16 protein-coding genes, 2 tRNA genes and 1 pseudogene are annotated in these 21,720 nt (G+C 63.1%); 12 read left to right on the top strand and 7 right to left on the bottom strand.

Features of this window, described 5'->3' with window-relative positions; all coding sequences use genetic code 11:
- Positions 1-119 precede the first annotated feature (119 nt).
- From lon to C404_RS40890, 6 genes are all read left to right on the top strand, one after another.
- Complete coding sequence (lon, locus tag C404_RS40915) at positions 120-2,540, top strand: endopeptidase La (protein WP_021194572.1); 2,421 nt, start codon at positions 120-122, stop codon at positions 2,538-2,540.
- Positions 2,541-2,709: 169 nt separating this feature from the next.
- The gene (locus C404_RS40910; RefSeq protein ID WP_021194571.1) at positions 2,710-2,982 is read left to right on the top strand and encodes an HU family DNA-binding protein; all 273 of its coding nucleotides are present in this window, start codon (positions 2,710-2,712) and stop codon (positions 2,980-2,982) included.
- A gap of 80 nt (positions 2,983-3,062) precedes the next feature.
- Positions 3,063-3,138: transfer RNA gene (locus tag C404_RS40905), tRNA-Val, on the top strand.
- Between the two features lie 45 nt (positions 3,139-3,183).
- Positions 3,184-3,260 (top strand) — tRNA-Asp (locus tag C404_RS40900).
- A 95-nt stretch (positions 3,261-3,355) separates the two neighbouring features.
- Complete coding sequence (locus C404_RS40895; protein WP_021194570.1) at positions 3,356-3,916, top strand: NADPH-dependent FMN reductase; 561 nt, start codon at positions 3,356-3,358, stop codon at positions 3,914-3,916.
- A gap of 64 nt (positions 3,917-3,980) precedes the next feature.
- The gene (locus C404_RS40890) at positions 3,981-5,927 is read left to right on the top strand and encodes a SurA N-terminal domain-containing protein (RefSeq protein ID WP_021194569.1); all 1,947 of its coding nucleotides are present in this window, start codon (positions 3,981-3,983) and stop codon (positions 5,925-5,927) included.
- A 70-nt stretch (positions 5,928-5,997) separates the two neighbouring features.
- On the opposite strand, the gene C404_RS40885 is transcribed toward C404_RS40890, so the two are convergent.
- Positions 5,998-6,612 carry an arylesterase gene (locus C404_RS40885; RefSeq protein WP_031329269.1) on the bottom strand — a complete coding sequence of 205 codons (615 nt, stop codon included), beginning with the start codon at positions 6,610-6,612 and terminating at the stop codon, positions 5,998-6,000.
- Between the two features lie 64 nt (positions 6,613-6,676).
- Here C404_RS40885 and C404_RS40880 point away from each other — a divergent pair, with 64 nt between their 5' ends.
- Complete coding sequence (locus tag C404_RS40880; protein ID WP_021194567.1) at positions 6,677-7,387, top strand: ABC transporter ATP-binding protein; 711 nt, start codon at positions 6,677-6,679, stop codon at positions 7,385-7,387.
- Between the two features lie 4 nt (positions 7,388-7,391).
- Here the strand turns inward: C404_RS40880 and pgi are convergent, their stop codons facing one another.
- Together pgi and C404_RS40870 are read right to left on the bottom strand one after the other, a co-directional pair.
- Positions 7,392-9,011, bottom strand: a complete 1,620-nt coding sequence (pgi, locus tag C404_RS40875; protein WP_031329268.1) for a glucose-6-phosphate isomerase — start codon at positions 9,009-9,011, stop codon at positions 7,392-7,394.
- 61 nt (positions 9,012-9,072) lie between these two features.
- Positions 9,073-10,668, bottom strand: coding sequence for an NAD(P)H-hydrate dehydratase (locus C404_RS40870; RefSeq protein ID WP_031329267.1), 1,596 nt, complete (start codon positions 10,666-10,668; stop codon positions 9,073-9,075).
- Between the two features lie 91 nt (positions 10,669-10,759).
- Here C404_RS40870 and C404_RS40865 point away from each other — a divergent pair, with 91 nt between their 5' ends.
- The 3 genes from C404_RS40865 to C404_RS40855 all read left to right on the top strand — a co-directional run bounded on the left by C404_RS40865 (position 10,760) and on the right by C404_RS40855 (position 16,250).
- Positions 10,760-11,326: a winged helix DNA-binding protein gene (locus tag C404_RS40865; protein WP_021194564.1), complete on the top strand. Its 567-nt coding sequence runs from the start codon at positions 10,760-10,762 to the stop codon at positions 11,324-11,326.
- 136 nt (positions 11,327-11,462) lie between these two features.
- Complete coding sequence (gene purL / locus C404_RS40860; RefSeq protein WP_021194563.1) at positions 11,463-15,551, top strand: phosphoribosylformylglycinamidine synthase; 4,089 nt, start codon at positions 11,463-11,465, stop codon at positions 15,549-15,551.
- A 3-nt stretch (positions 15,552-15,554) separates the two neighbouring features.
- A complete protein-coding gene (locus C404_RS40855) occupies positions 15,555-16,250 on the top strand; it encodes a Pr6Pr family membrane protein (RefSeq protein WP_021194562.1) in 696 nt (231 codons plus the stop codon).
- A 148-nt stretch (positions 16,251-16,398) separates the two neighbouring features.
- On the opposite strand, the gene C404_RS40850 is transcribed toward C404_RS40855, so the two are convergent.
- Positions 16,399-17,106, bottom strand: coding sequence for a hypothetical protein (locus C404_RS40850; protein ID WP_021194561.1), 708 nt, complete (start codon positions 17,104-17,106; stop codon positions 16,399-16,401).
- A 124-nt stretch (positions 17,107-17,230) separates the two neighbouring features.
- Here C404_RS40850 and C404_RS60275 point away from each other — a divergent pair, with 124 nt between their 5' ends.
- Positions 17,231-17,425: a hypothetical protein gene (locus tag C404_RS60275; RefSeq protein ID WP_021194560.1), complete on the top strand. Its 195-nt coding sequence runs from the start codon at positions 17,231-17,233 to the stop codon at positions 17,423-17,425.
- Between the two features lie 26 nt (positions 17,426-17,451).
- On the opposite strand, the pseudogene C404_RS60650 reads toward C404_RS60275, so the two are convergent.
- The 3 genes and pseudogenes from C404_RS60650 to C404_RS40835 form a co-directional block, all read right to left on the bottom strand.
- Positions 17,452-17,601: pseudogene (locus tag C404_RS60650) on the bottom strand (LysR family transcriptional regulator); the annotation flags it as partial.
- Between the two features lie 131 nt (positions 17,602-17,732).
- A complete protein-coding gene (locus C404_RS40840) occupies positions 17,733-19,355 on the bottom strand; it encodes an NAD(P)/FAD-dependent oxidoreductase (RefSeq protein WP_021194559.1) in 1,623 nt (540 codons plus the stop codon).
- A gap of 118 nt (positions 19,356-19,473) precedes the next feature.
- Complete coding sequence (locus C404_RS40835) at positions 19,474-20,403, bottom strand: LysR family transcriptional regulator (protein WP_021194558.1); 930 nt, start codon at positions 20,401-20,403, stop codon at positions 19,474-19,476.
- Between the two features lie 139 nt (positions 20,404-20,542).
- Here C404_RS40835 and C404_RS40830 point away from each other — a divergent pair, with 139 nt between their 5' ends.
- Positions 20,543-21,307: an SDR family NAD(P)-dependent oxidoreductase gene (locus tag C404_RS40830; protein ID WP_021194557.1), complete on the top strand. Its 765-nt coding sequence runs from the start codon at positions 20,543-20,545 to the stop codon at positions 21,305-21,307.
- The last annotated feature ends 413 nt before the right edge of the window (positions 21,308-21,720 follow it).

Here is a 21,720-nt window from a genome sequence, read left to right as displayed (position 1 = left end):
TCGCTCGCGAGCGGCTTTTTTGCTTCGGGAAACCGGGCCGGCATGCGACTTGCAGCAGCGGTCTTGTAAAACCGCCACTGCGCCCAATTTAGCCCTTACATGACTTTCTGGGGAAAATAATGTCCGGAACCCAACTTTTACCCGCTGAGCAGATTCGCCTGCCGCTGTTGCCGTTGCGTGACGTGGTGGTGTTCCCGCACATGGTGATTCCGCTGTTCGTGGGGCGCCCCAAGTCCATCAAGGCGCTGGAAGCCGCGATGGAAGCGGGCAAGAGCATCATGCTGGTCGCCCAGAAAACAGCGGCCAAGGATGAGCCGACCGACAAGGATCTCTACGAGGTCGGTTGTGTCGCCAACATCCTGCAGATGCTGAAGCTGCCGGACGGCACCGTGAAGGTGCTGGTCGAGGGCACGCAACGCGCCAATATCCTGACCGTGACCGACGACGAATCGCACTTCTTCTGCGAAGCGGTGCCCGTCGGCCCGGAACCGACTGAATCGGCCGAGACCGAGGCGCTGCGTCGTGCCATCGTGTCGCAGTTCGATCAGTACGTGAAGCTGAACAAGAAGATCCCGCCGGAGATCCTGACCTCGCTGTCGGGTATCGACGAGCCGGGTCGCTTGGCCGACACCATCGCCGCGCATCTGCCGATCAAGCTTGAGCAGAAGCAGAAGATTCTCGAGATGTTCAATGTGACTGAACGTCTGGAGAGCCTGCTGTCGCAGCTGGAAGGCGAGATCGACATCCTGCAGGTGGAAAAGCGCATCCGTGGTCGCGTGAAGCGCCAGATGGAAAAGAGTCAGCGCGAGTACTACCTGAACGAGCAGGTCAAGGCCATCCAGAAGGAACTGGGCGAAGGCGAAGAGGGCGCCGATCTTGAAGAGTTGGACAAGAAGATCAAGGCCGCTCGCATGCCCAAGGAGGCCAAGAAGAAGGCCGACGCCGAGTTCAAGAAGCTCAAGCTGATGTCGCCGATGTCGGCCGAAGCAACGGTCGTGCGCAACTACATCGACACGTTGGTTGGCCTGCCGTGGCGCAAGAAGAGCAAGGTCAACAATGACCTGTCCAACGCCGAGCAGGTGCTGGACACCGACCACTATGGTCTCGAGAAGGTCAAGGAACGCATTCTTGAGTACCTCGCGGTGCAACAGCGCGTCGACAAGCTCAAGGCGCCGATCCTGTGCCTCGTGGGGCCGCCGGGCGTCGGTAAGACTTCGCTGGGGCAGTCGGTGGCACGTGCAACGAACCGCAAGTTCGTGCGCATGGCGCTGGGCGGTGTACGTGACGAGGCTGAGATTCGCGGCCACCGTCGTACCTACATCGGGTCGATGCCGGGCAAGATCCTGCAGAGCCTGACGAAGGTTGGCGTGCGCAACCCGCTGTTCTTGCTCGACGAGATCGACAAGATGGGCGCGGATTTCCGTGGTGACCCGTCGTCGGCGCTGCTCGAAGTGCTGGACCCGGAACAGAACCACACGTTCCAGGACCACTACATCGAAGTGGACTTCGACCTGTCGGACGTGATGTTTGTGGCGACGTCGAACTCGCTGAACATTCCGGCGCCGTTGCTGGACCGGATGGAAGTGATTCGCCTGTCGGGCTACACGGAAGATGAAAAGGTCAACATCGCCCGCCGCTACTTGCTGCCCAAGCAGATCAAGAACAATGGTCTGAAGGAAGGTGAGATCGAGGTGGCCGAAGGCGCGCTGCGCGACATCATTCGCTACTACACGCGGGAAGCTGGCGTGCGCTCGCTGGAGCGCGAGGTCTCGAAGATCTGCCGCAAGGTCGTCAAGCAACTGCTGCTGAAGAAGGAAGCCGGCACGTCCGTGAAGGTCGATTCGGATAACCTGGACAAGTTCCTCGGCGTGCGTCGCTTCGACTTTGGCCTGGCGGGCAAGGAAGACCAAGTGGGCCAGGTGACCGGTCTGGCGTGGACGGAAGTGGGTGGCGATCTGCTGACCATTGAAGCTGCGCTGATGCCGGGCAAGGGCAACATCACCCGCACCGGTTCGCTGGGCGACGTGATGAAGGAGTCGGTCGAGGCCGCACGTTCAGTGGTGCGTTCTCGTTCAGCCCGCTTGGGCATCAAGGATGAGATGTTTGAGAAGCGCGACATCCACATCCACGTGCCCGAAGGCGCGACGCCCAAGGACGGCCCGTCAGCGGGTATTGCGATGACGACGGCGCTGGTGTCGGTGCTGACCGGTATTCCGGTGCGTGCCGACGTGGCGATGACTGGTGAGATCACGCTGCGCGGCGAAGTGTTGCCGATCGGCGGCCTGAAGGAAAAGCTGCTGGCCGCTCACCGCGGTGGCATCAAGCTGGCGCTGATTCCGGAGGAGAACGTCAAGGATCTGACGGACATTCCGGACAACGTGAAGAACAGCATTGAGATTCAGCCGGTGCGCTGGATCGACAAGGTGCTGGAACTCGCGCTGGTGCGCAAGCCCGAGCCGCTGCCGGAAGAGGAAGCCAAGCCCGCGCCTGAAGCCGCCAAGACTGACGACGGCAAGGCGCAGGAGATGGTGCATCACTGATGCCACAGCTTGCTTGAGTTGAAGAGGGCCCGACATCGTTCGGGCCCTTTTTCTTTGGGTTGCAGCGATACGGCTGATGTGTTCGGCGTTGGACTCTTCGCCTTGACACGTCGATTGGCGGCCACTTTAATAAATCCCACACTAAGCGGGTGTTCGGGGAGGTGGCGCGATGAACAAGACAGATCTCATCGACCATGTGGCGGCGCAGACCGACATGTCAAAAGCCGCAGCGGGGCGCGCCATCGACGCGCTGATCGGCGGCATCAAAGATGCCTTGTGCGATGGCGGGTCAGTCACGCTGGTCGGTTTTGGCACGTTCCTGGTCGGCAAGCGATCTTCGCGCAACGGCCGCAATCCGCGCACCGGAGCCACCATCACAATCGAAGGTGGCAAGGTTGCGAAATTCAAACCTGGCAAAGCGCTAAAAGATGCGCTAAACTAGTGGGCTTTGGTGCTCACAAAACATTCGGGTGACAACGAATGTGAGCGCCGGACAGTCCGGCCTGTGCCGGCAATGCGAACGGGTGCTTAGCTCAGTTGGTAGAGCAGCGCCCTTACAAGGCGCGGGTCGGGAGTTCGAGCCTCTCAGCACCCACCATCGTTCGCAATGCCGCTCCGTGCGTCGTGCAGTCCGACCCAATCTGGAGCGGTAGTTCAGTCGGTTAGAATACCGGCCTGTCACGCCGGGGGTCGCGGGTTCGAGTCCCGTCCGCTCCGCCAAAACATAGCAAAGGCCCGACTTGTTCGGGCCTTTGTCTTTTCTGCGACTGACACGGCGGCGCGCGCTTTTCTGGCGACCCTCGTTAGGCGAGGCAATGCAAACCATCAGAGTGTTGGCCATTTCCGGCAGCCTGCGGGCCGCGTCCATCAATACCGCCGTGCTGACGGCCGCCGCTGCAGTGGCGCCTGCTGGAATCGACGTCGTGCCGTTTGCGCACCTCGGCGAATTTCCGCTGTTCAATCCCGATACCGAATATCCGCTCCCACCCCCGGTGCAAGCGTTTCGAGAGCAGCTCAATGCGGCGGACGCCGTGTTGATTGCCAGCCCGGAATATGCACACGGTGTGACTGGCGTGATCAAGAACGCGCTGGATTGGGTCGTCGGTTGCGAGGCCTTTGTCCACAAGCCGACGGCTGTTCTCAATGCATCACCGCGTGCCGTACACGCCGATGCGGCGCTCAAAGAGACGCTGTCGGTCATGTCCGCGGACCTCGTGCCGGAGGCTTCGGTCACGCTGCGGGTGCTTGGCAGCGGGCTCGATGCCCTTGGTATTGCACGCCATTCTGTGCTGGCAGCGACGTTGCGTGATGCGCTGGACGCGCTGCGGCAGTACGTCCTGGATCGGCGGCACGAAATGAATCACTTGGTCGATTGACCGGGGTGATCACCAGCCCTGATAGAATCAACGGATTTTCCATCTCATCCTCACTCCGTTCAGCATGCTTGATTTCGTACGTACGCATCGGCGCTTGATGTTTCTGGTGCTGCTGATTCTGGTGTTCCCTTCGTTCGTGTTTTTTGGCGTGCAGAGCTATTCGAGCTTCATGGACAGCTCGCACGACGCAGCCAAGGTCGACGGCAAGGTCATCACTACCGCCGAGGTCGACAATCGCGTGCGCGAGCAGACTGACCGCCTGCGCCAGATGCTGGGCGCGCAGTACGATCCGCGCCAGTTCGAAGGTCCGCAGATGCGTCGTGATGTGCTCGACGGCATCATTCAGCAGCGCGTGCTCTCCAATGAAGTCGCGCATGCCAACCTGAACGTCTCGAACGACAAGGTTCGCGACACGATTTTGCAGATCCCGGCCGTGGCCGCGCTGCGCAAGCCGGATGGTTCGTTCGACGAGCAAGCCTATGTGCAACTGCTGGCCGCGCAGAACATGACGCCGGAGCAGTTGGAAAACAACCTGCGCTTTGAGCTCGCGCAGCAGCAAATTCCGCAGTCAATCGTGTCGACGGCCTTTGTGCCGAAGTCGCTGGTGGACCACCTGATCCAGGTACGTGACCAGCAGCGCGAAGTGCAGGCCCTGGTGTTCAAGCCGACTGACTACGCTGCCAAGGTCAACGTCGACGACAAGGCCATCCAGGCCTATTACGACGCGCACCAGCAAGAGTTCTCGGTGCCAGAGCAGGTCAAGGCCGAGTACGTAGTGTTCTCGGGCGAAGACATGATGAAGCAGATTCCGGTCACGCTCGAGCAGATCAAGGAGTACTACGATCAGAACGCCGCGCGCTTCAAGACCCAGGAAGAACGCCGCGCCGCGCACATCCTGATCAAGCTGCCGGACAACGCCAAGCCTGCCGACAAGGACGCCGCCAAGAAGAAGGCTGAAGAAGTGTTGGCCGAGGTGCGAAAGAACCCGGCGAGCTTCGCTGAGCTGGCCAAGAAGTACTCGGGCGATCCGGGCTCGGCAGCGCAGGGCGGTGAACTGGGCTTCCTGGGCAAAGGCGCGACCGTTCCGCCGTTCGAGAATGCACTGTTTGCGCTCAAGCAGCCGGGCGACATCAGCGATGTCGTGCAGAGCGACTTCGGTTTCCACATCATCAAGCTTGAGGAAGTGAAGGGTGGTGGCGTGCAACCGCTGGAAGCCGTCAAGCCCGAACTGGAACGCGAAGTGCGCACCCAGCTGGCCAACAAGAAGTACACCGAGTTGGCCGACGCGTTCTCTAACGCGGTTGAAGATCAGTCTGAGAGCCTGAAGCCGGTGGCCGACAAGCTGAAGCTGCAAATCCAGACCATCGACAACGTGACGCGCACGCTGAACCCGGCGCTGGCCAACAGCCCGATCGGCAACGAGAAGGTGCTCAAGGCGTTGTTTGCCGATGACGTCATCAAGAACCATCGCAATACGGCGGCCATCCAGGTTGGTCCGACCACCCTGGTGGCAGCGCGTGCGGCGGAATATCGCCCGGCGACGGTAAAGAAGCTGGCCGACGTGCGTGAGCAGGTCAAGGCCAAGGTGATTGCTGAGCAAGCGGCTGCGCTGGCCAAGAAGGCCGGTGAAGAGAAGCTGGCTGCGGTGAAGCAGAGCAACAGTGCCGATGGCTTCGGCGCTGCGCAGACGGTGTCGCGTCAGCAGGCTCAGGGCACGCCGGTGCCGGCGCTCACGGCCATCCTGCGTGCCGATGCCACGAAGCTGCCGACCACCATTGGTGTCGACCTGGGCGCCCAAGGCTATGCGCTGTATCGCATCAACAAGATGCTGCCGCCGGCCAACGTGGATGAAGCCCGCCGTACCGCCGATGCTCAGCAGTTGGCGCAAGCTGCAGGCCAGACCGAGTTCAACGCTTACTACGAAGCGCTGAAGGCCCGTGCAAAGGTGAAGATCAACAGCAGCGTGATTGACGCCAGCAAGCCCGCCAACACGGCAGACGATGGGTCCTGATGGATCGCGTGTTTGAATGAAAAAAGCCCGTCATCGCGACGGGCTTTTTTGTCGATGACGGCGATGTCGATTAACTGCCTGTGCGTTGTTTGAGTAGCGGCTCCAGCTTGGGCCACACGTTATCCAGCATCGTCGGTTGGGCCGCGGCAATCGGGTGGATGCGGTCTTCTTGGAACCAGTCAGGACGTTGGGCCACGCCTTCAAGCAGGAAGGGCACCAGTGGCAGCTTGTACTGCTGCGACAGCTTGCCGTACATGGCGAAGAACCGGTCGCTGTAGTCGGGGCCATAGTTGGGCGGGATGCGCATGCCGATCAGCAGCACCCTGGCTCCCGCTGCCTGCGATGCATCGATCATCGCCTTCAGATTGGCCTCGCTGGCGGCGAGTGACAGACCGCGCAATGCGTCGTTGCCGCCCAGCTCCAGGATCACCACGGAGGGCTTCTCGCGCGCCAGCACAGCGAGCAGGCGTGAGCGGCCACCGGCCGTGGTATCGCCGCTGATGCTTGCATTGGCGACGCTATAATCGGGCTTCCGTTCTTTGAGGCGCTTGTCGAGCAGTGCGACCCAGCCGGTGCCTTGCGCCAGGCCGTATCCCGCCGATAGGCTATCGCCCAGCACCACCACGCGATGCGCAGCGGGCGTGCCTTGTGCCGCGGCCTGCGTGACGAGCAGCATGCCGATCATGGCGCAGCCGAGTGCCGCTGCCAGTGCCTTCAAGCTGCGCCTTCTACTACCTACCTGTCCAATCATGTCGTCTTCCGCTACCTGGGTGATTGAAGTCGATTCGCTGCACAAGACCGTGCGCGATGCCACCGGTGAGTTGCCTATTCTGAGCGATGTTGGCTTCCGTGTGGAAGCGGGCGAGATGCTGGCCATCGTCGGCGCGTCGGGCTCGGGCAAATCGACGTTGCTTGGGCTGCTGGCAGGGTTGGACCTGCCGAGCGCCGGCAAGGTCAAACTGCTGGGTCACGACTTGTTTGGGCTGGATGAGGATGGCCGTGCAGCCGTCCGTGGCAGTCACGTGGGTTTCGTGTTTCAGTCGTTTCAGTTGCTGCCGCATCTGACCGCGCTGGAGAACGTGATGCTGCCGCTCGAACTGCAGGGCGATGTAAGCACTGCAGAGATGCGCCGTCGCGCCACAACGCTGCTGGAACGTGTTGGTCTTGGCGCGCGGCTTTCCCACTATCCGAAGACACTGTCAGGTGGTGAGCAGCAGCGCGTGGCGTTGGCTCGGGCGTTCGTCACCGAGCCGGACATCCTCTTTGCAGATGAACCGACGGGTAGCCTAGACACCGCTACCGGCGAGGCTGTGATCGCCTTGATGTTCGAGCTGAATCAGAGTGCAGGTTCCACGCTCGTGCTGGTCACGCATGACCGCTCTGTGGCGGCGCGCTGCAACCGCATCCTCACCATTGAAGCGGGTCACTTGGTCGGCGACGAAACCGTCACCGAGCTTTGATCGTTTAGAGCGCTGTCTTGGCGCGACGGATCAGCGCGGCCGTCGATGCGTCATGTGCCACCGAGGCGGGTGCGCCTTCCAATTCTGCTTGAATCGGCTTGGCGAGCTTCTTGCCAAGCTCCACGCCCCACTGGTCGAACGAGTTGATGTTCCACACCGCGCCTTGCACGAAGGTGCGGTGCTCGGCGCAGGCGATCAACGCGCCAAATGATGCGGCGTCGAGTCGCTCCATCAGGATCGTGGTGCTTGGGCGGTTGCCTTCAAACACCATGTGCGGCACCAACGCCTCGTCGGTCACACCGCCCGCGCGGACTTCATCCGCGGTGCGGCCCCGCAGCAGTGCTTCGCCTTGGGCAAAGCAGTTGGCGAGCAGTTTGGCATGGTGGCCGGGCAGATTGCGTACCGGCTCCAGCGTGGTGATGAAATCCACCGGCACGATCTGCGAGCCTTGGTGGATCAGTTGGAAATACGCATGCTGGCCATTGGTGCCCGCCGTGCCCCAGACGATGGGGCCGGTGTCGGTATCAATGGCAGCACCGGTGCGCTGGACCGACTTGCCGTTGCTCTCCATCTCCAGTTGCTGCATGAAATCGGTCAGCAGCTCCAACGGCGCGCAGTAGGGCACCGTGCAGGCGCTCGCCGCATTGAAGAAGCCTCGATACCAGACCGACAGCATCCCGAGAATGAGCGGCAGGTTCTCGCGCGGTGCTGCCGTGGCGAAATGGCGGTCCATTGCGCGCGCGCCGTCAAGCATCGCTTCGAACTGCTGCGGCCCGATCGCCAGCACGATCGACAGGCCCACGGCAGACCACAGCGAGAATCGCCCGCCCACCCAGTCCCAGAAGGTGAACATGTGGTCTGGGTCAATGCCGAACTGGGCGACGGCTTCACGGTTGGTGGAGACGGCGACGAAGTGGTGCTTGAGCTGATCTTCCGCCACGCCGTGCTCGACAAACCAGCGGCGCATGCTGTGCGCGTTGGCCATCGTCTCAAGCGTGGTGAACGTCTTGGAGCAGACGATTGCAAGCGTGGTGTCAGGGTTCAGGTGGTCGAGCGTCTCAGCCAGATCCGTGCCGTCGACGTTCGAGACGAAATGCACGCGCACCTGCGGCACAGCCAGGTGTTCGAGCGCGCGGCACACCATGCGGGGGCCAAGATCCGAGCCGCCAATGCCGATGTTGACAACGTCCGTGATGCGCTGGCCGGAGTGGCCCGTCCAGGCGCCGCTATGTACGCGGTTGGCAAAGTCATGCATCTGGGCGCGCACGCGCAGCACCTCGGGCATGACGGGTTCGCCGTCGGCGCGGTAGCCGTCTTCTGCGCGGCCGCGCAGGGCAACATGCAGGACAGAGCGGTGCTCGGTGTTGTTGATGCAGTCGCCGCGCAGCATGGCGTCGCGCAATGTGAGCACGCCCGCTTCATCGGCCAATTGCAGCAGTAGGGCGAGCGTGTCGGAGGTGATGCGGTTTTTTGAGTAGTCGACTGTCAGGCCTGCGGCTTCAAGCGTGAAGGCGCGTACCCGTTCCTCGGCGTCCGGCGCGGCAAACCAGTCGCGCATATGCGCGGCGCGGATGGTTTGGGCATGTTGCGTCAGGGATTGCCAGGCAGGAAAGGCTGTGGGCATGCGGTATGACATTGAGTAGCAAAAACGAATGTGCAGTATAACGGCGCAACATGGCGTTTTTCTATCCGCGCGTGTCTGACGCCAGCAGTGCGTTGAGTGCGCGCCGCGCCGGGGCGCACAGTTCACTTGCGTGCAGGCCGATCGGGCCCTCGCCCGAGGCGACTAGATCGTCCGCCGCCCGGCCATGCAGCCAGACGGCGGACAGCGCCGCCTCGCGTGCAGGCACGCCCTGCGCAAGCAATGCGCCCACCATGCCAGTGAGCACGTCGCCCGTGCCACCCGAGGCCAGACCGCCGTTGCCCGTCGGGTTGACGGCGGGTGTCATGCCTGGGGCAGCAATCACAGTGCCTGAACCCTTAAGTACGACGACGGCACCCGTCCGGTTGACGAGTGCCTTGGCGGCGGCCAGACGGTCGCGCTGGACGGTCGGTGCGTCGAGCTGAAGCAGGCGCGCGGCCTCAAGCGGATGCGGTGTCAGCACCACGGGCACGCCGCTCTGCGCCAACTGCGTCAGATGTGCGAGCAGCGCGGGCACCTTGGCAAACAGGTTCAGTGCGTCGGCATCGAACACCGCGGGGATGCGCGACGACAGCATCCGATCCAGCAGATGGTCGAGCGCCGCTTCGGCATCCTTGGCGGTACTCATGCCTGGGCCCACCGCCAGCGCTTGCATGCTGCCCAGGTCGAGCGTGCCCCACGTATGCAGCATCAGTTCGGGCTGGGCGGAATCCACGCGCGGTGCATCCGCCGCCAGCGACACGACGTGCACCTTGCCCGCACCCAGGTATAGCGCCCCACGTGCAGTCAGCAGTGGGGCGCCCACCATGCCATGTGCGCCCCCGATGATCGCCACGCTGCCATACGACCCTTTGTGACCATCGTGCCTGCGACGCGGCAGATGGGCGAGCCAGCGTGCGGGCGTGTTGACGAGCGCTTCTGCTTCAATCACACCGTCGTACGCAGGCTGCGCGGCCTGCAGGTCAGCCAGTGCGATGTCGCCGGCAACATCGCGACCGCAGCCGGTCAGCAAGCCCGGTTTGGCCGCGAGGAACGTGAGCGTGGTACGTGCACGCACGACGGGCGATCCCGGTGCCGGCGGTTGGCCCGTATCGCCATTCAGCCCAGAGGGAATGTCGAGCGCATACACCGGCAGGCCGCTGGCGTTGAGCGTGTCGACCAGCGCTGCATGCAGCCCAGTCAGCGGCCGCGCCAGCCCGATGCCGAACAGCCCATCGACGATGGCCGTGGTCGTAGCTGGCACGGAGGCCGGTGTGTGCAGAAGTTCGATCGGCACGTTGGCAGCGCGCGCCTCGGTCCACGCGCGGTGGGCATCGTCGGGCAACTTGGCTGGATCGGCTGCCAGCCACACGGTGACGGCGCGGCCCGCCAGGTGCAGCACAGTGGCTGCGACCAGGGCGTCACCGCCATTGTTGCCAGGGCCGGCGACAAAGAGCAGGTGGCCGTGTGGCGCCCGGGTCTGAAGCCAGTCGGCGGCGGCCTCGCCGGCGCGGGCCATCAGGGTGAACGGGGCGAGGGAGCGGTAAGCAGCGGCTTCCAGTGCGCGAACGCCTGCTGTGCCGAAGAGCAGGTCGGCGCCGTGGTGCGCGGCTAAGGTGCCGTTGATGAGGATTTCGCGCCAGGTCGGATGTGCGGACATGATGGGTCTAACCAGGGCAGACATGACGATCTATTCTCTTACAATAGCCCGCGTCTCCGACTGTTTTCGATCCTTTTTCCCCGAGTTGCGCATGTCTAAATCGCCCTCCACCCCGAAAGCCGATCTGCCGGAAGTCGCTGCCAATGAAGGAAGCAAGGGCGGGCCGATCGTGTCTTCGTCGCATCTGGTGTCGGCGCGCAGCCCGGAGTTGTCGGAGTTCGAATTTGCGCTCAACACCGCCTACAACGCCTACAACCGCTGGTGCGTGCGCTGCATGGCCGCCGCCGGCGTGCGCGACCTGACCTTCCTCGATGTGCTGGTGGTGCATCACGTCAACCATCGGGGCCGCGCCAAGCGGCTGGCCGACATCTGCTTCGTGCTGAATGTGGAAGACACCCATCTGGTGACGTATTCCCTTAAGAAACTGCAGGGAATGGAGCTGGTGGAGGGCACGCGCAGCGGCAAGGAAGTCACCTATACCACCACGGCTGCTGGCGAAAAGGCCTGCGCCCGCTACCGCGAGATCCGCGAGCAGTGCCTGACCAGCAATATTTCGCCCAGTGGCGAAGAAAATGCTGAGATTGGCGAGCTGGCGCGCCTGCTGCGCGTGCTGACGGGGCTGTATGAGCAAGCCGCCCGCTCGGCAACTTCGCTGTAAAGCGCTGGTTTCAGCCTCGGCAAGGGCATTTCCAGGCGCTTTGAGGCTCGGTAAGACGGGCTGAGCAAGGTACAATAGCGGTTTTCCCGCGCATGCCGGGAAACCCTCCTTCCAGCTACTGCCTGCCTTGCCCACCATGGCGCATTTCTCGTGCTTTCCCGGCGCTCTCGCGCTGTCCGCCTTCCGCCAGCAACGCCTGCTTTCCACCCTCAAGCGCATCGATCCGGAGATCGAAGCCGTCAGTGCCCAGTACCTGCACTTCGTCGCTGCCGACACGCCGCTGTCGGCCGATGAGTCTGCCCGTGTGCAGGCGCTGCTGACCTACGGCTCGCCCGCACCGACGGATGTCGAGGGCGACCGCTTCGTGGTCATCCCGCGCTTCGGCACGATTTCGCCGTGGGCCAGCAAGGCGACCGAAATCGCCCGCCACTGCGCGCTGCCGCAGATCCACCGCATCGAACGCGGCGTGGAGTTCACCGTCACCCGCAAGAAGGGCCTCCTGGGGGCGCTCACCGGCAGCCGCAAACATCTGGACGACGCCACCCGCGCCGCCGTGGCCGAACACCTGCACGACCGCATGACCGAAGTGGTGATCGACTCGCGCGAAGCCGGCTATGGCCTGTTCGACGTGCTGCCCGCCAAGGCATTGCGCTTTGTCGATATTGCCGGTGGCCGCCAGGCTCTGGAAGCCGCCAACGTCGAAATGGGCCTGGCCCTGTCCGACGACGAAATCGACTACTTGGTCGACGCCTACCGCAAGCTCGAACGCAACCCGACCGACGTCGAGCTGATGATGTTCGCGCAGGCCAACAGCGAGCACTGCCGCCACAAGATCTTCAACGCCGATTGGACCATCGACGGCGAAACGCAGGACAAGTCGCTCTTCGCGATGATCCGCAACACGCACCAGCTCGCGCCGCAGGGCACGATCGTCGCGTATTCGGACAACGCCGCCGTGATGGAAGGCGGCATGGCCGAGCGCTGGTTCCCGCACGCTGGCACCGAAGCCGCAACGGGCGTGCCGCAATACAACCGTCGCGAGGCGCTCACGCACACGCTGATGAAGGTGGAGACGCACAACCACCCGACGGCCATCTCCCCATTCCCGGGTGCATCGACTGGCGCGGGCGGTGAGATCCGCGACGAAGGTGCGACCGGTCGTGGCGCCAAGCCGAAGGCGGGCCTGACTGGCTTTACCGTGTCGAACCTGCTGCTGCCCGAAGCCGTGCAATCGTGGGAAAACGCCCGCGACACCGCACAGCCCGTGGCACACCGCAATCCCGACGAAGCTGCCGCTGGCCCCATCGGCAAGCCGGAGCGCATCGCCTCGCCGCTGCAGATCATGATCGAAGGCCCGATCGGCGGCGCCGCGTTCAACAACGAATTCGGCCGGCCCAACCTGGGCGGCTATTTCCGCGTCTACGAGCAGAACGTGGGCGGCACGGTGCGCGGCTATCACAAGCCGATCATGATTGCCGGCGGCATCGGCAACATCGACGCCGGCCACACGCACAAGCACGGCCTGCCGGCCGGCACGCTGCTGATTGCACTGGGCGGCCCCGGCATGCGCATCGGCATGGGCGGCGGCGCCGCCAGTTCGATGGCCACCGGCACCAACACCGCTGACCTGGACTTCGACTCCGTCCAGCGCGGTAACCCCGAAATGCAGCGCCGCGCGCAGGAAGTCATCAACGCGTGCTGGGCGCTGGGCGCAGACAACCCGATCCTGTCGATCCACGACGTGGGCGCGGGCGGCATCTCCAACGCCTTCCCGGAAATCGTGGACGGCGCAGAGAAGGGCGCACGCTTCGACCTGCGCCAGGTGCATCTGGAAGAGTCGGGCCTGAGCCCCGCCGAAATCTGGTGCAACGAATCGCAAGAGCGCTATACGCTGGCCATCGCCCCGGGCGATTTCCCGCGCTTCCAGGCCATGTGCGAGCGCGAGCGCGCACCGTTCTCGGTGGTCGGTTTCGCCACCGACGAACAGCAACTGCAAGTGGTCGACAGCGATGCCCCGGTCGATAGCGCCGACCATTTCCCGGTCAACATGCCGATGGACGTGCTGCTCGGCAAGCCGCCGCGCATGCACCGCGACGTGCGCCGCGTTTCGCAGGAACTGCCGGAAGTCGATGTCACCGGCCTGGATCTGGAAGTTGTTGCGCGCGACGTGCTGCGCCACCCGACCGTCGCCAGCAAGTCGTTCCTCATCACCATCGGCGACCGCACCGTCGGCGGCCTGAACACGCGCGACCAGATGGTCGGCCCGTGGCAAGTGCCGGTGGCGGACGTGGCCGTCACCACGCTCGACTACAAGGGCTATACCGGCGAAGCGATGACGATGGGCGAGCGCACGCCGCTGGCCGTCATCAACGCACCGGCATCGGGCCGTATGGCGATTGGCGAGTCCATCACCAACATCGCTGCCGCACCGATTGACTCGCTCACGCAGCTGAAGCTGTCGGCCAACTGGATGGCCGCTTGCGGCGTGAACGGCGAAGACGCCCGCCTGTACGACACCGTCAAGGCCGTCGGTATGGACCTGTGCCCGGCGCTGGGCATCAGCATTCCGGTCGGCAAGGATTCGTTGTCGATGCGCACCAAGTGGGAAGACGACGGTCAGGCTAAGGAAGTCGTGGCGCCGGTGTCGCTGATCGTCTCGGCCTTCGCGCCCGTGACGGACGTGCGCAAGACGCTCACGCCGCAACTGAAGCAAGTCGAATCGGCCAATGCGCCGGCCGACACCACGCTGATCCTCATCGACCTGGGCCGCGGCAAGAACCGCATGGGCGGCAGCATCCTGGCGCAGGTCACGCAGCAGATTGGCAACAGCGTGCCGGACGTCGACGACGCGGAAGACCTCAAGCGCTTCTTCGCAGCCATCCAGCAACTGAACGCCAGAGGTTCGCTGCTGGCGTATCACGACCGCTCCGACGGCGGCCTGTGGGCGACCGTCTGCGAAATGGCGTTTGCCGGCCACTGCGGCGTGTCGATCAACGTCGACATGCTCACACTGGACGATGCCGCCGATCATGGCGACGCCAAGAACTGGGCACAGCAAGTCTCCGGTCGTCGTGCCGATCTGACGCTGCGCGCACTGTTCTCCGAAGAACTCGGTGCCGTCATTCAAGTGCCGCTGGCCCAGCGCGATGCTGTGTTTGCAGTGCTGCGCGAGCACGGCCTGTCCGGCTGCAGCCACGTGATCGGCGCCCCCAACGCCAACGGCCACATCGAAATCTGGCGCGACGCCAAGAAGGTCTTCAGCGCCTCGCGCATCGAACTGCAACGCACCTGGACGGACGTCTCCTGGCGCATCGCCAGCCTGCGCGACAACCCCGAGTGCACGCAGAGCGAATACGACATCCTCCTGGATGCCGAAGACCCGGGCATCTCGCCCAAGCTCACGTTTGACATTGCAGAAGACGTGGCCGCGCCGTTCATCGCCACGGGCGCTCGCCCGCGCATGGCGATCCTGCGCGAGCAGGGCGTCAACTCGCAGATCGAAATGGCCTATGCGATGGACAAGGCTGGCTTCGACACCTACGACGTCCACATGAGCGATCTGCTGGCTGGCCGCACGAACCTGGCAGGCTTCAAAGGCTTCGTCGCCTGCGGTGGCTTCAGCTATGGGGACGTGCTGGGTGCAGGCGAAGGCTGGGCGAAGACGATTCTCTTTAACAGCATGCTGGCCGAGCAGTTTGCAGCCTTCTTCAATCGCACCGACTCGATCGCGCTGGGCGTGTGCAATGGCTGCCAGATGATGGCGAACCTTGCCCCGATCATCCCGGGCGCTGGCGCATGGCCGAAATTCACGCGTAACCAGTCAGAGCAGTACGAAGGCCGTCTGGTGACCGTGCAGGTGGAAGCGTCCCCGTCGATCTTCTACGCGGGCATGGAAGGCAGCCGTATCCCCATCGTCGTCGCGCACGGCGAGGGCTATGCCGACTTCTCGCAGCAAGGTGACATCGACAAGGTGGCCGTGGGCCTGCGCTACGTCGACAACCGTGGCGAAGTCACGCAGACGTATCCGCTGAACCCGAACGGCTCGCCGCAAGGCATTGCCTCGGTGACGACGCACGACGGTCGTTTCACTGCGCTGATGCCGCACCCGGAACGTGTGTTCCGTGCGGTGCAGATGAGCTGGCATCCGAAGGAATGGGAAGCCGCCGGTGACGGCAGCAGCCCGTGGATGCGCATGTTCCGCAACGCACGCAAGTGGATGGCCTGATGCATGGCTGAGCCGATCGATGCATCAGCGATGCGGCCGGCACGGGCATGGCATGCCCTGTTGGCCGCCGTCATTGTCGTTGCACTGATCGTGCAGCTCAGCGTGACCGTCAGCGGTGTGGGTAGCCAGGTCTCGCTTGTCACGCGGCTTGTCCGGCTGTTCAGCTACTTCACCATCCAAAGCAACCTGCTGGTTGCGGCGGCTGCCATCTCTCTCGTGATGGACCCTGCGCGCGATAGCACATGGTGGCGCGTACTCAGGCTGGATGGTTTGCTCGGCATCGCGACGACGGGGCTAGTGTTTCACATCGTGCTTGCGCCGATCTCGAAGGCAACGGGGTTGGCGTTTTTGGCGTCAAACGGCTTTCACTACGTCTCGCCGTGGATGGCGCTTGTCGGCTGGCTGCTGTTCGGCCCCCGGCCACGCATCGGGTGGTCGACCGTCGCGCTGTCGCTGATGTGGCCGGCGGTGTGGCTGGCGTACACCTTCGTGCACGGCGCGCTGAGTGGATGGTATCCCTATCCGTTCTTGAACGTGGCGAAGATCGGGTATCCGGCTGCGCTGGCGAATACGGTGGCGGTGTTGGGTGGGGCGGGTGTCCTGGTCTTGCTGTTCAAGGGGCTGGACCGTTGGGTGCCTGCGCCGTTGGTGTCGCTACGTCGTTGGCGCGAGGTCGGTGAGGGCAACGCCAGCGCGTGAGCCGCAGGCGCATCACGATGCGGACTGGCCCAGCACTCGCGGGCAGCATGGCAAACGGCGCCGGGGTTACCTCGGCGCCGTTTTCATTTGCGGGCGCATTGCTGCACGCACACCGTCGTTGACTCGGGCTGCGGCGGGGGGCATTGGCTTATCCGTAATACACCTTGATGGGGTAGCGGTAGTTCCGACCTCGCAATGCACACCATTCGGGGAACGAGCCGACCCTGTCTTCCAAGTAAGCTTTCCAATCTTCGATGAGACGATCGAAGTGCATCAACTCAGCCGCGAGCTGAGCTAACCCTTCCTGGTTCGGTGCGTGAGCAATGAGGTGTTTGGCGCGCTCCAAAGCTGAGATGGCCCCTTCAACGCTGCCGATGAATCGGGATTCATCGAGGTGATGGGTTGCGTACTCTACGTCGCCGAGCGCGTAATCAATCAATCGCTTTCGCACGGGAGTGTCTTCGGGACACATAGCGAGCGCCTTAGCCAGGAGATCGCGGTCGTGGCCCAGAATCCCAAGCCAGCGAACAGGGACGTTGGCGTTGCCATCCTCGTGCATCCACGCAGTGAGTGTCGGCAATAGAAATCGGTTTATCAGGGGTTGCGTCAGAAACTGGTGTACGCCCTTGGTTCGTGCGTTTGCCTCCAGTATCTGCACTGCCGCAGAGCGAGCCGTTGCACGCTCGAACGAGCGGGCTGCATCAAGGTATTGCTCCAGCGCGTTGAAAGCGTCGCGGCGTAGCCCAAGTTCGCGAAAACGGCAGTAGGCCGCGAGCGGCTGGAGTTGGTCCTGTGCCTCAAAGCTCTCCGCAAGCTGGAGTAGTCCTTCAAAGTTGTCCTTGTTCCAGTAATACATCGCGCGGCTTGGTAGTTAAGTGTCCGATTTCGAAAAGATAACAGCGAGATTCGGAACCCAACAATAAGGTCTGCGATCTGTACAAACAGCACACGATAATGGTGGCACCAAAGAGAGACCACATATGCTCGAACTGATCGCAGATTTTATTCTGGAGGCCTTTCTCTGGGGGTTCCTATGGGGAACCGGTGCCATCCTGATCAAGATATTCACCTTCAACCGTCGCAACCCACGGGAGGTGGGGCAGAGCGGCGTCGCCATACTTGGCATGGTTTTCTGGGTACTTGCCGTGCTTCTTGTCGGCAGGCAGATCCTCTGACGAGGCGACATTCCTACGCTGCCGAGCTGCGGCGCGCCATAGCGCGCGAGATAGCCGGGGCTGGCGCAGCTGATCTGCAGCAAACTGGCCGAGCGGGCGATCAAGCTACTGTCGGTGGGGGTGCCGATGCGCAGCACCCAATCGAAGCCTTCGCGCACCGGGTCAACGACACGATCGCACGCAAGGCAAGAAGCAACTCGGACGACGTCGACTGATTGCCGAGCGCACGCATGCATGATTTGCTGGCTTCAGGAGACTGCGCGTTCACGTCGTGCGGCGGCTCACCAGCCGCCCTTACTCCCACACATTAGGACGCGTGCGTCGATGTCAGATTGAGTGCCACCGCTTGCGCCACTTCGATGCCGTCGATAGCTGCCGAATAGATACCACCGGCATACCCGGCACCTTCGCCGGCCGGATACAGACCTTCGACGTTCATGCTTTGGTAATTGTCTTTGCGCCGAATCCGAAGCGGTGAAGAAGTACGCGTCTCCACGCCGGTGAGCACGGCATCGTGCAGCGCGAAGCCTGCGATCTTCTTATCGAGCTGGGGGAGTGCTTCACGGATGGCTTCGATCACATAGTCCGGGAGCGCGGTGCTGAGATCGGTCGGGTGCACGCCCGGCTTGTACGACGGGATGACGGAGCCAAGCGACGTCGACGGCCGGCCGGCGATGAAGTCCCCGACCAGTTGACCGGGCGCCTGGTAGTTGCCGCCGCCGAGCTCGAATGCCCGCTCTTCCCATTTGCGCTGGAACGCGATGCCCGCCAGCGGCCCGCCGGGATAGTCTTCCGGCGTGATGCCGACGACGATGCCTGCATTCGCGTTGCGCTCGGCCCGGGAATACTGGCTCATGCCATTGGTGACGACGCGGCCCGGCTCGGAGGTTGCCGCCACCACCGTGCCGCCTGGGCACATGCAAAAGCTGTAGACCGCCCGGCCATTGCTGCAGTGGTGGACCACCTTGTAGTCAGCCGCGCCGAGTTGCTTGTGGCCCGCAAACTTGCCGAAGCGGGCACGGTCGATCAGCCCCTGCGGATGTTCGATGCGAAAACCCAGTGAAAACGGCTTCGCTTCCATATAAACGCCGCGATCGTGCAGCATCTGGAATGTGTCGCGGGCGCTGTGGCCAACGGCCAGCACGACGTGGTCGCACCGCAGCGTTTCACCGTTCGAGAGCTTGAGCGAGCGCACCTTGCCCTGATCGATTTCGATATCGTCCACCCGGGTTTCAAAGCGCACTTCGCCACCCAGTTCGTGGATGGTGGCGCGCATTTTTTCCACCATGCTGACGAGGCGGAACGTGCCGATGTGCGGCCGGCTCAGATACAGGATGTCTTCCGGTGCGCCCGCCTTGACGAACTCCTCGAGCACCTTGCGGCCGTAGTGGTGCGGATCCTTGATCTGGCTGTACAGCTTGCCGTCAGAGAACGTTCCGGCCCCGCCTTCGCCGAACTGCACGTTGGATTCGGGATTGAGCACGCTCTTGCGCCACAGGCCAAAGGTGTCCTTGGTGCGCTCGCGCACGGCTTTGCCACGTTCGAGGATGATTGGGCGGAACCCCATCTGCGCGAGGATCAGCCCTGCGAACAGGCCGCACGGCCCCATGCCGATCACCACCGGACGCGGGCGCGTCGTGTGCTCGGGTGCCTGCGCAACGAAGCGGTAGGTCATGTCCGGCGTCACCCCGCAATGCGGCTTGCCGGCGATCCGCTTGAGCACGGCCGCCTCGTTCTTGACTTCGACGTCGACGATATAGGTCAGCTTGATATCCGAGCGCTTGCGTGCATCGTGGGCACGGCGGAATACGGTGTAACGGACGAGCCCATCTGCCGCAACGCCGAGATCCTTGAGGCGCGCGCGAACTGCGGCGTCAAGATCGTCTTCGGCATGGTCCAGAGGGAGTTTGACTTCGCTTAAACGTAACATGGGTGCTGAGTGCGGTTGCCACGGGAATCGCGGCGAAGCCGTATTTTATAGGTTCAGCGGCGTCTCAAATGGAAAGGAACTGACCTGTTCGAAGCAAACAGGTCATTTGACGGGCGACTTACAACGAACCCGAAGGCCGCGCCTCCAGAAACGGCCCCAACAACCCCTCCATCCAATGCATGAACACCTGTACCCGTACGGGCAGGTTTCGCCGGTTCGGATACACCAGCGACACCGGCATCGGCGGCGGGCGGAAATCGGGCATCACCTCCACCAGCGTGCCATCTGCAATGGCCGATGAGAGCCCCGCATATACCGGCGCCTGAATCATCCCCAGCCCCGCGCGGCACGCTGCGTCATAGCTCTCTGCCGAGCTGACCGTCACCGCCCCCTGCATCGGGCGGAAAGCGGATCGGCCATCCACCGTGTATTCCCACCCCGGCGATTTCGTCCCCAGCGTCTGCACGTAATGCACGATGCGATGGTGGTCGAGGTCTTCCAGCGTTCTTGGCGTGCCGTAGCGCGCGATATAGCCGGGGCTGGCGCAGTTGACCTGATGCAGTTGACCGAGCGGGCGGGCAATCAGGCTGCTGTCGGTGAGGGTGCCGATGCGCAGCACGCAATCGAAGCCTTCGCGCACCGGGTCCACGCGGCGGTCGGTGCTGGAGAGCTCGATTTCCAGATCGGGATGCGCGTCCAGAAAGTCGGGCAGGGCAGGGATGACGATGCGGCGTGCCACGCCCACCGGCATATCAACACGCAAGCGGCCGCGCAGGGCCTGCGGACTCTGGCGGAACATGGTCTGCAGCTCGTCCATGTCGGCCAGCAGGTCCTGACAGCGCTCGTAGAAGGTCTGGCCGTCTTGCGTGAGTTGCACCTTGCGGGTGGTCCGATGCAGCAGGCGCGTGCCGAGCATCGTTTCCAGCTGCTGCACCGCCACCGAGGCGGCCGGCTTGGGGATGCTCAGGGCCTCGGCGGCGCGCGTGAAGCTGGCGAGTTCCGCCACGCGCACAAAAATCTGCATGGCTTCGAGTCGGTTGGTGGACATGGCAGTGGCGGGTGGATTGTTATTTGTGGGCAAACACAGCAATAGGATAGGCGAGATTTATTCTGCTTTGATCGCCCAATACCATGCTCTCACGGTGCGCAGTACGACAACCCGCACCACTAACTCACTGGAGAGCGACATGACCCAATCCCACACCCCCATCGCCATCGTGACCGGCGGCAGCCGCGGCCTCGGCAAGAACATGGTGCAGAAACTGGCCCAGCGCGGCACCGACGTGATCTTCACGTACCGCAGCAACCGAGCCGAGGCCGACGCGCTGGTCGCCGAGCTCGCCGCCCAGGGCCGTCGCACCGCCGCGCTGCAACTCGACACCGGCAAGATCGCCACCTTCCCGGCCTTTGCGGATGCCGTGCGCGGTGTGCTGGTGCAATGGAAGGCCGAGCGCTTTGATTACCTCGTCAACAACGCAGGCGTCGGCGTGCACGCCGCCGTGGCCGAGACGACCGAAGCCCAGTTCGATGAACTGATGAACGTGCACTTCAAGGGCGTGTTCTTCCTCACCCAGATCCTGCTGCCGCTCATGGCCGACGGTGGACGCATCGTCAATATCTCGTCGGGGCTGGCGCGCTTTGCGCTGCCGGGTTACGGCGCGTATGCGGCGATGAAGGGCGCGATCGAGGTGCTGACCAAGTACCTGGCGAAGGAGCTTGGCGCGCGGGGCATTGCGGTGAACGTGGTCGCGCCGGGCGCCATCGAGACGGACTTTGGTGGCGGTGCAGTGCGTGACAACGCGAATCTCAACGCCATGGTGGCCTCCAACACGGCCCTGGGCCGCGCGGGCGTGCCGGATGATATTGGTGGTGTGGTGGCGTCGCTGCTGTCGCCGGATAACCGCTGGATCAATGCGCAGCGCATCGAGGCTTCGGGTGGGATGTTCCTGTAAGAACCTCGAACTGTCATGCGTGGAGGTCCGAGGTCCATTCTCGGGTCTCAGAGGTCCACCGCTGGACGTCTAGTGGTCCATTGATGGAGCAAAAAAGCCCATGCGCCGAGCTTGGAGGTCCGACGTTGGGGCTCCGAGCGCCAACGCTGGACCTCAAAGGTCCGACGGTGGAGGTCGGGAGGCCCAACGGTGCACCTAAAAGGTGCGCTTGTGAGGGTCTGAGGTTCAATGATGGAGATCAGACCGTCGGCTGTGGAGCTAAAAGGTCTATGGGTCGAGGTTTGGGGTCCTTGCGGCGATGTTTTGATAGGTCCCCGCGCGATGCTGGGTGCGGTGGTCCATCCCCGGTATCGTCCCCTGCCGGGGCCGACTCACTTTTCTTTGTCTTGCCAAAGAAAAGTAAGCAAAAGAAA

It is taken from the genome of Ralstonia sp. AU12-08, assembly GCF_000442475.1.
GTDB lineage: Bacteria > Pseudomonadota > Gammaproteobacteria > Burkholderiales > Burkholderiaceae > Ralstonia > Ralstonia insidiosa.
Note: the sequence above shows the minus strand (reverse complement) of the source record. Positions and strands in the feature narration are given on the sequence as shown.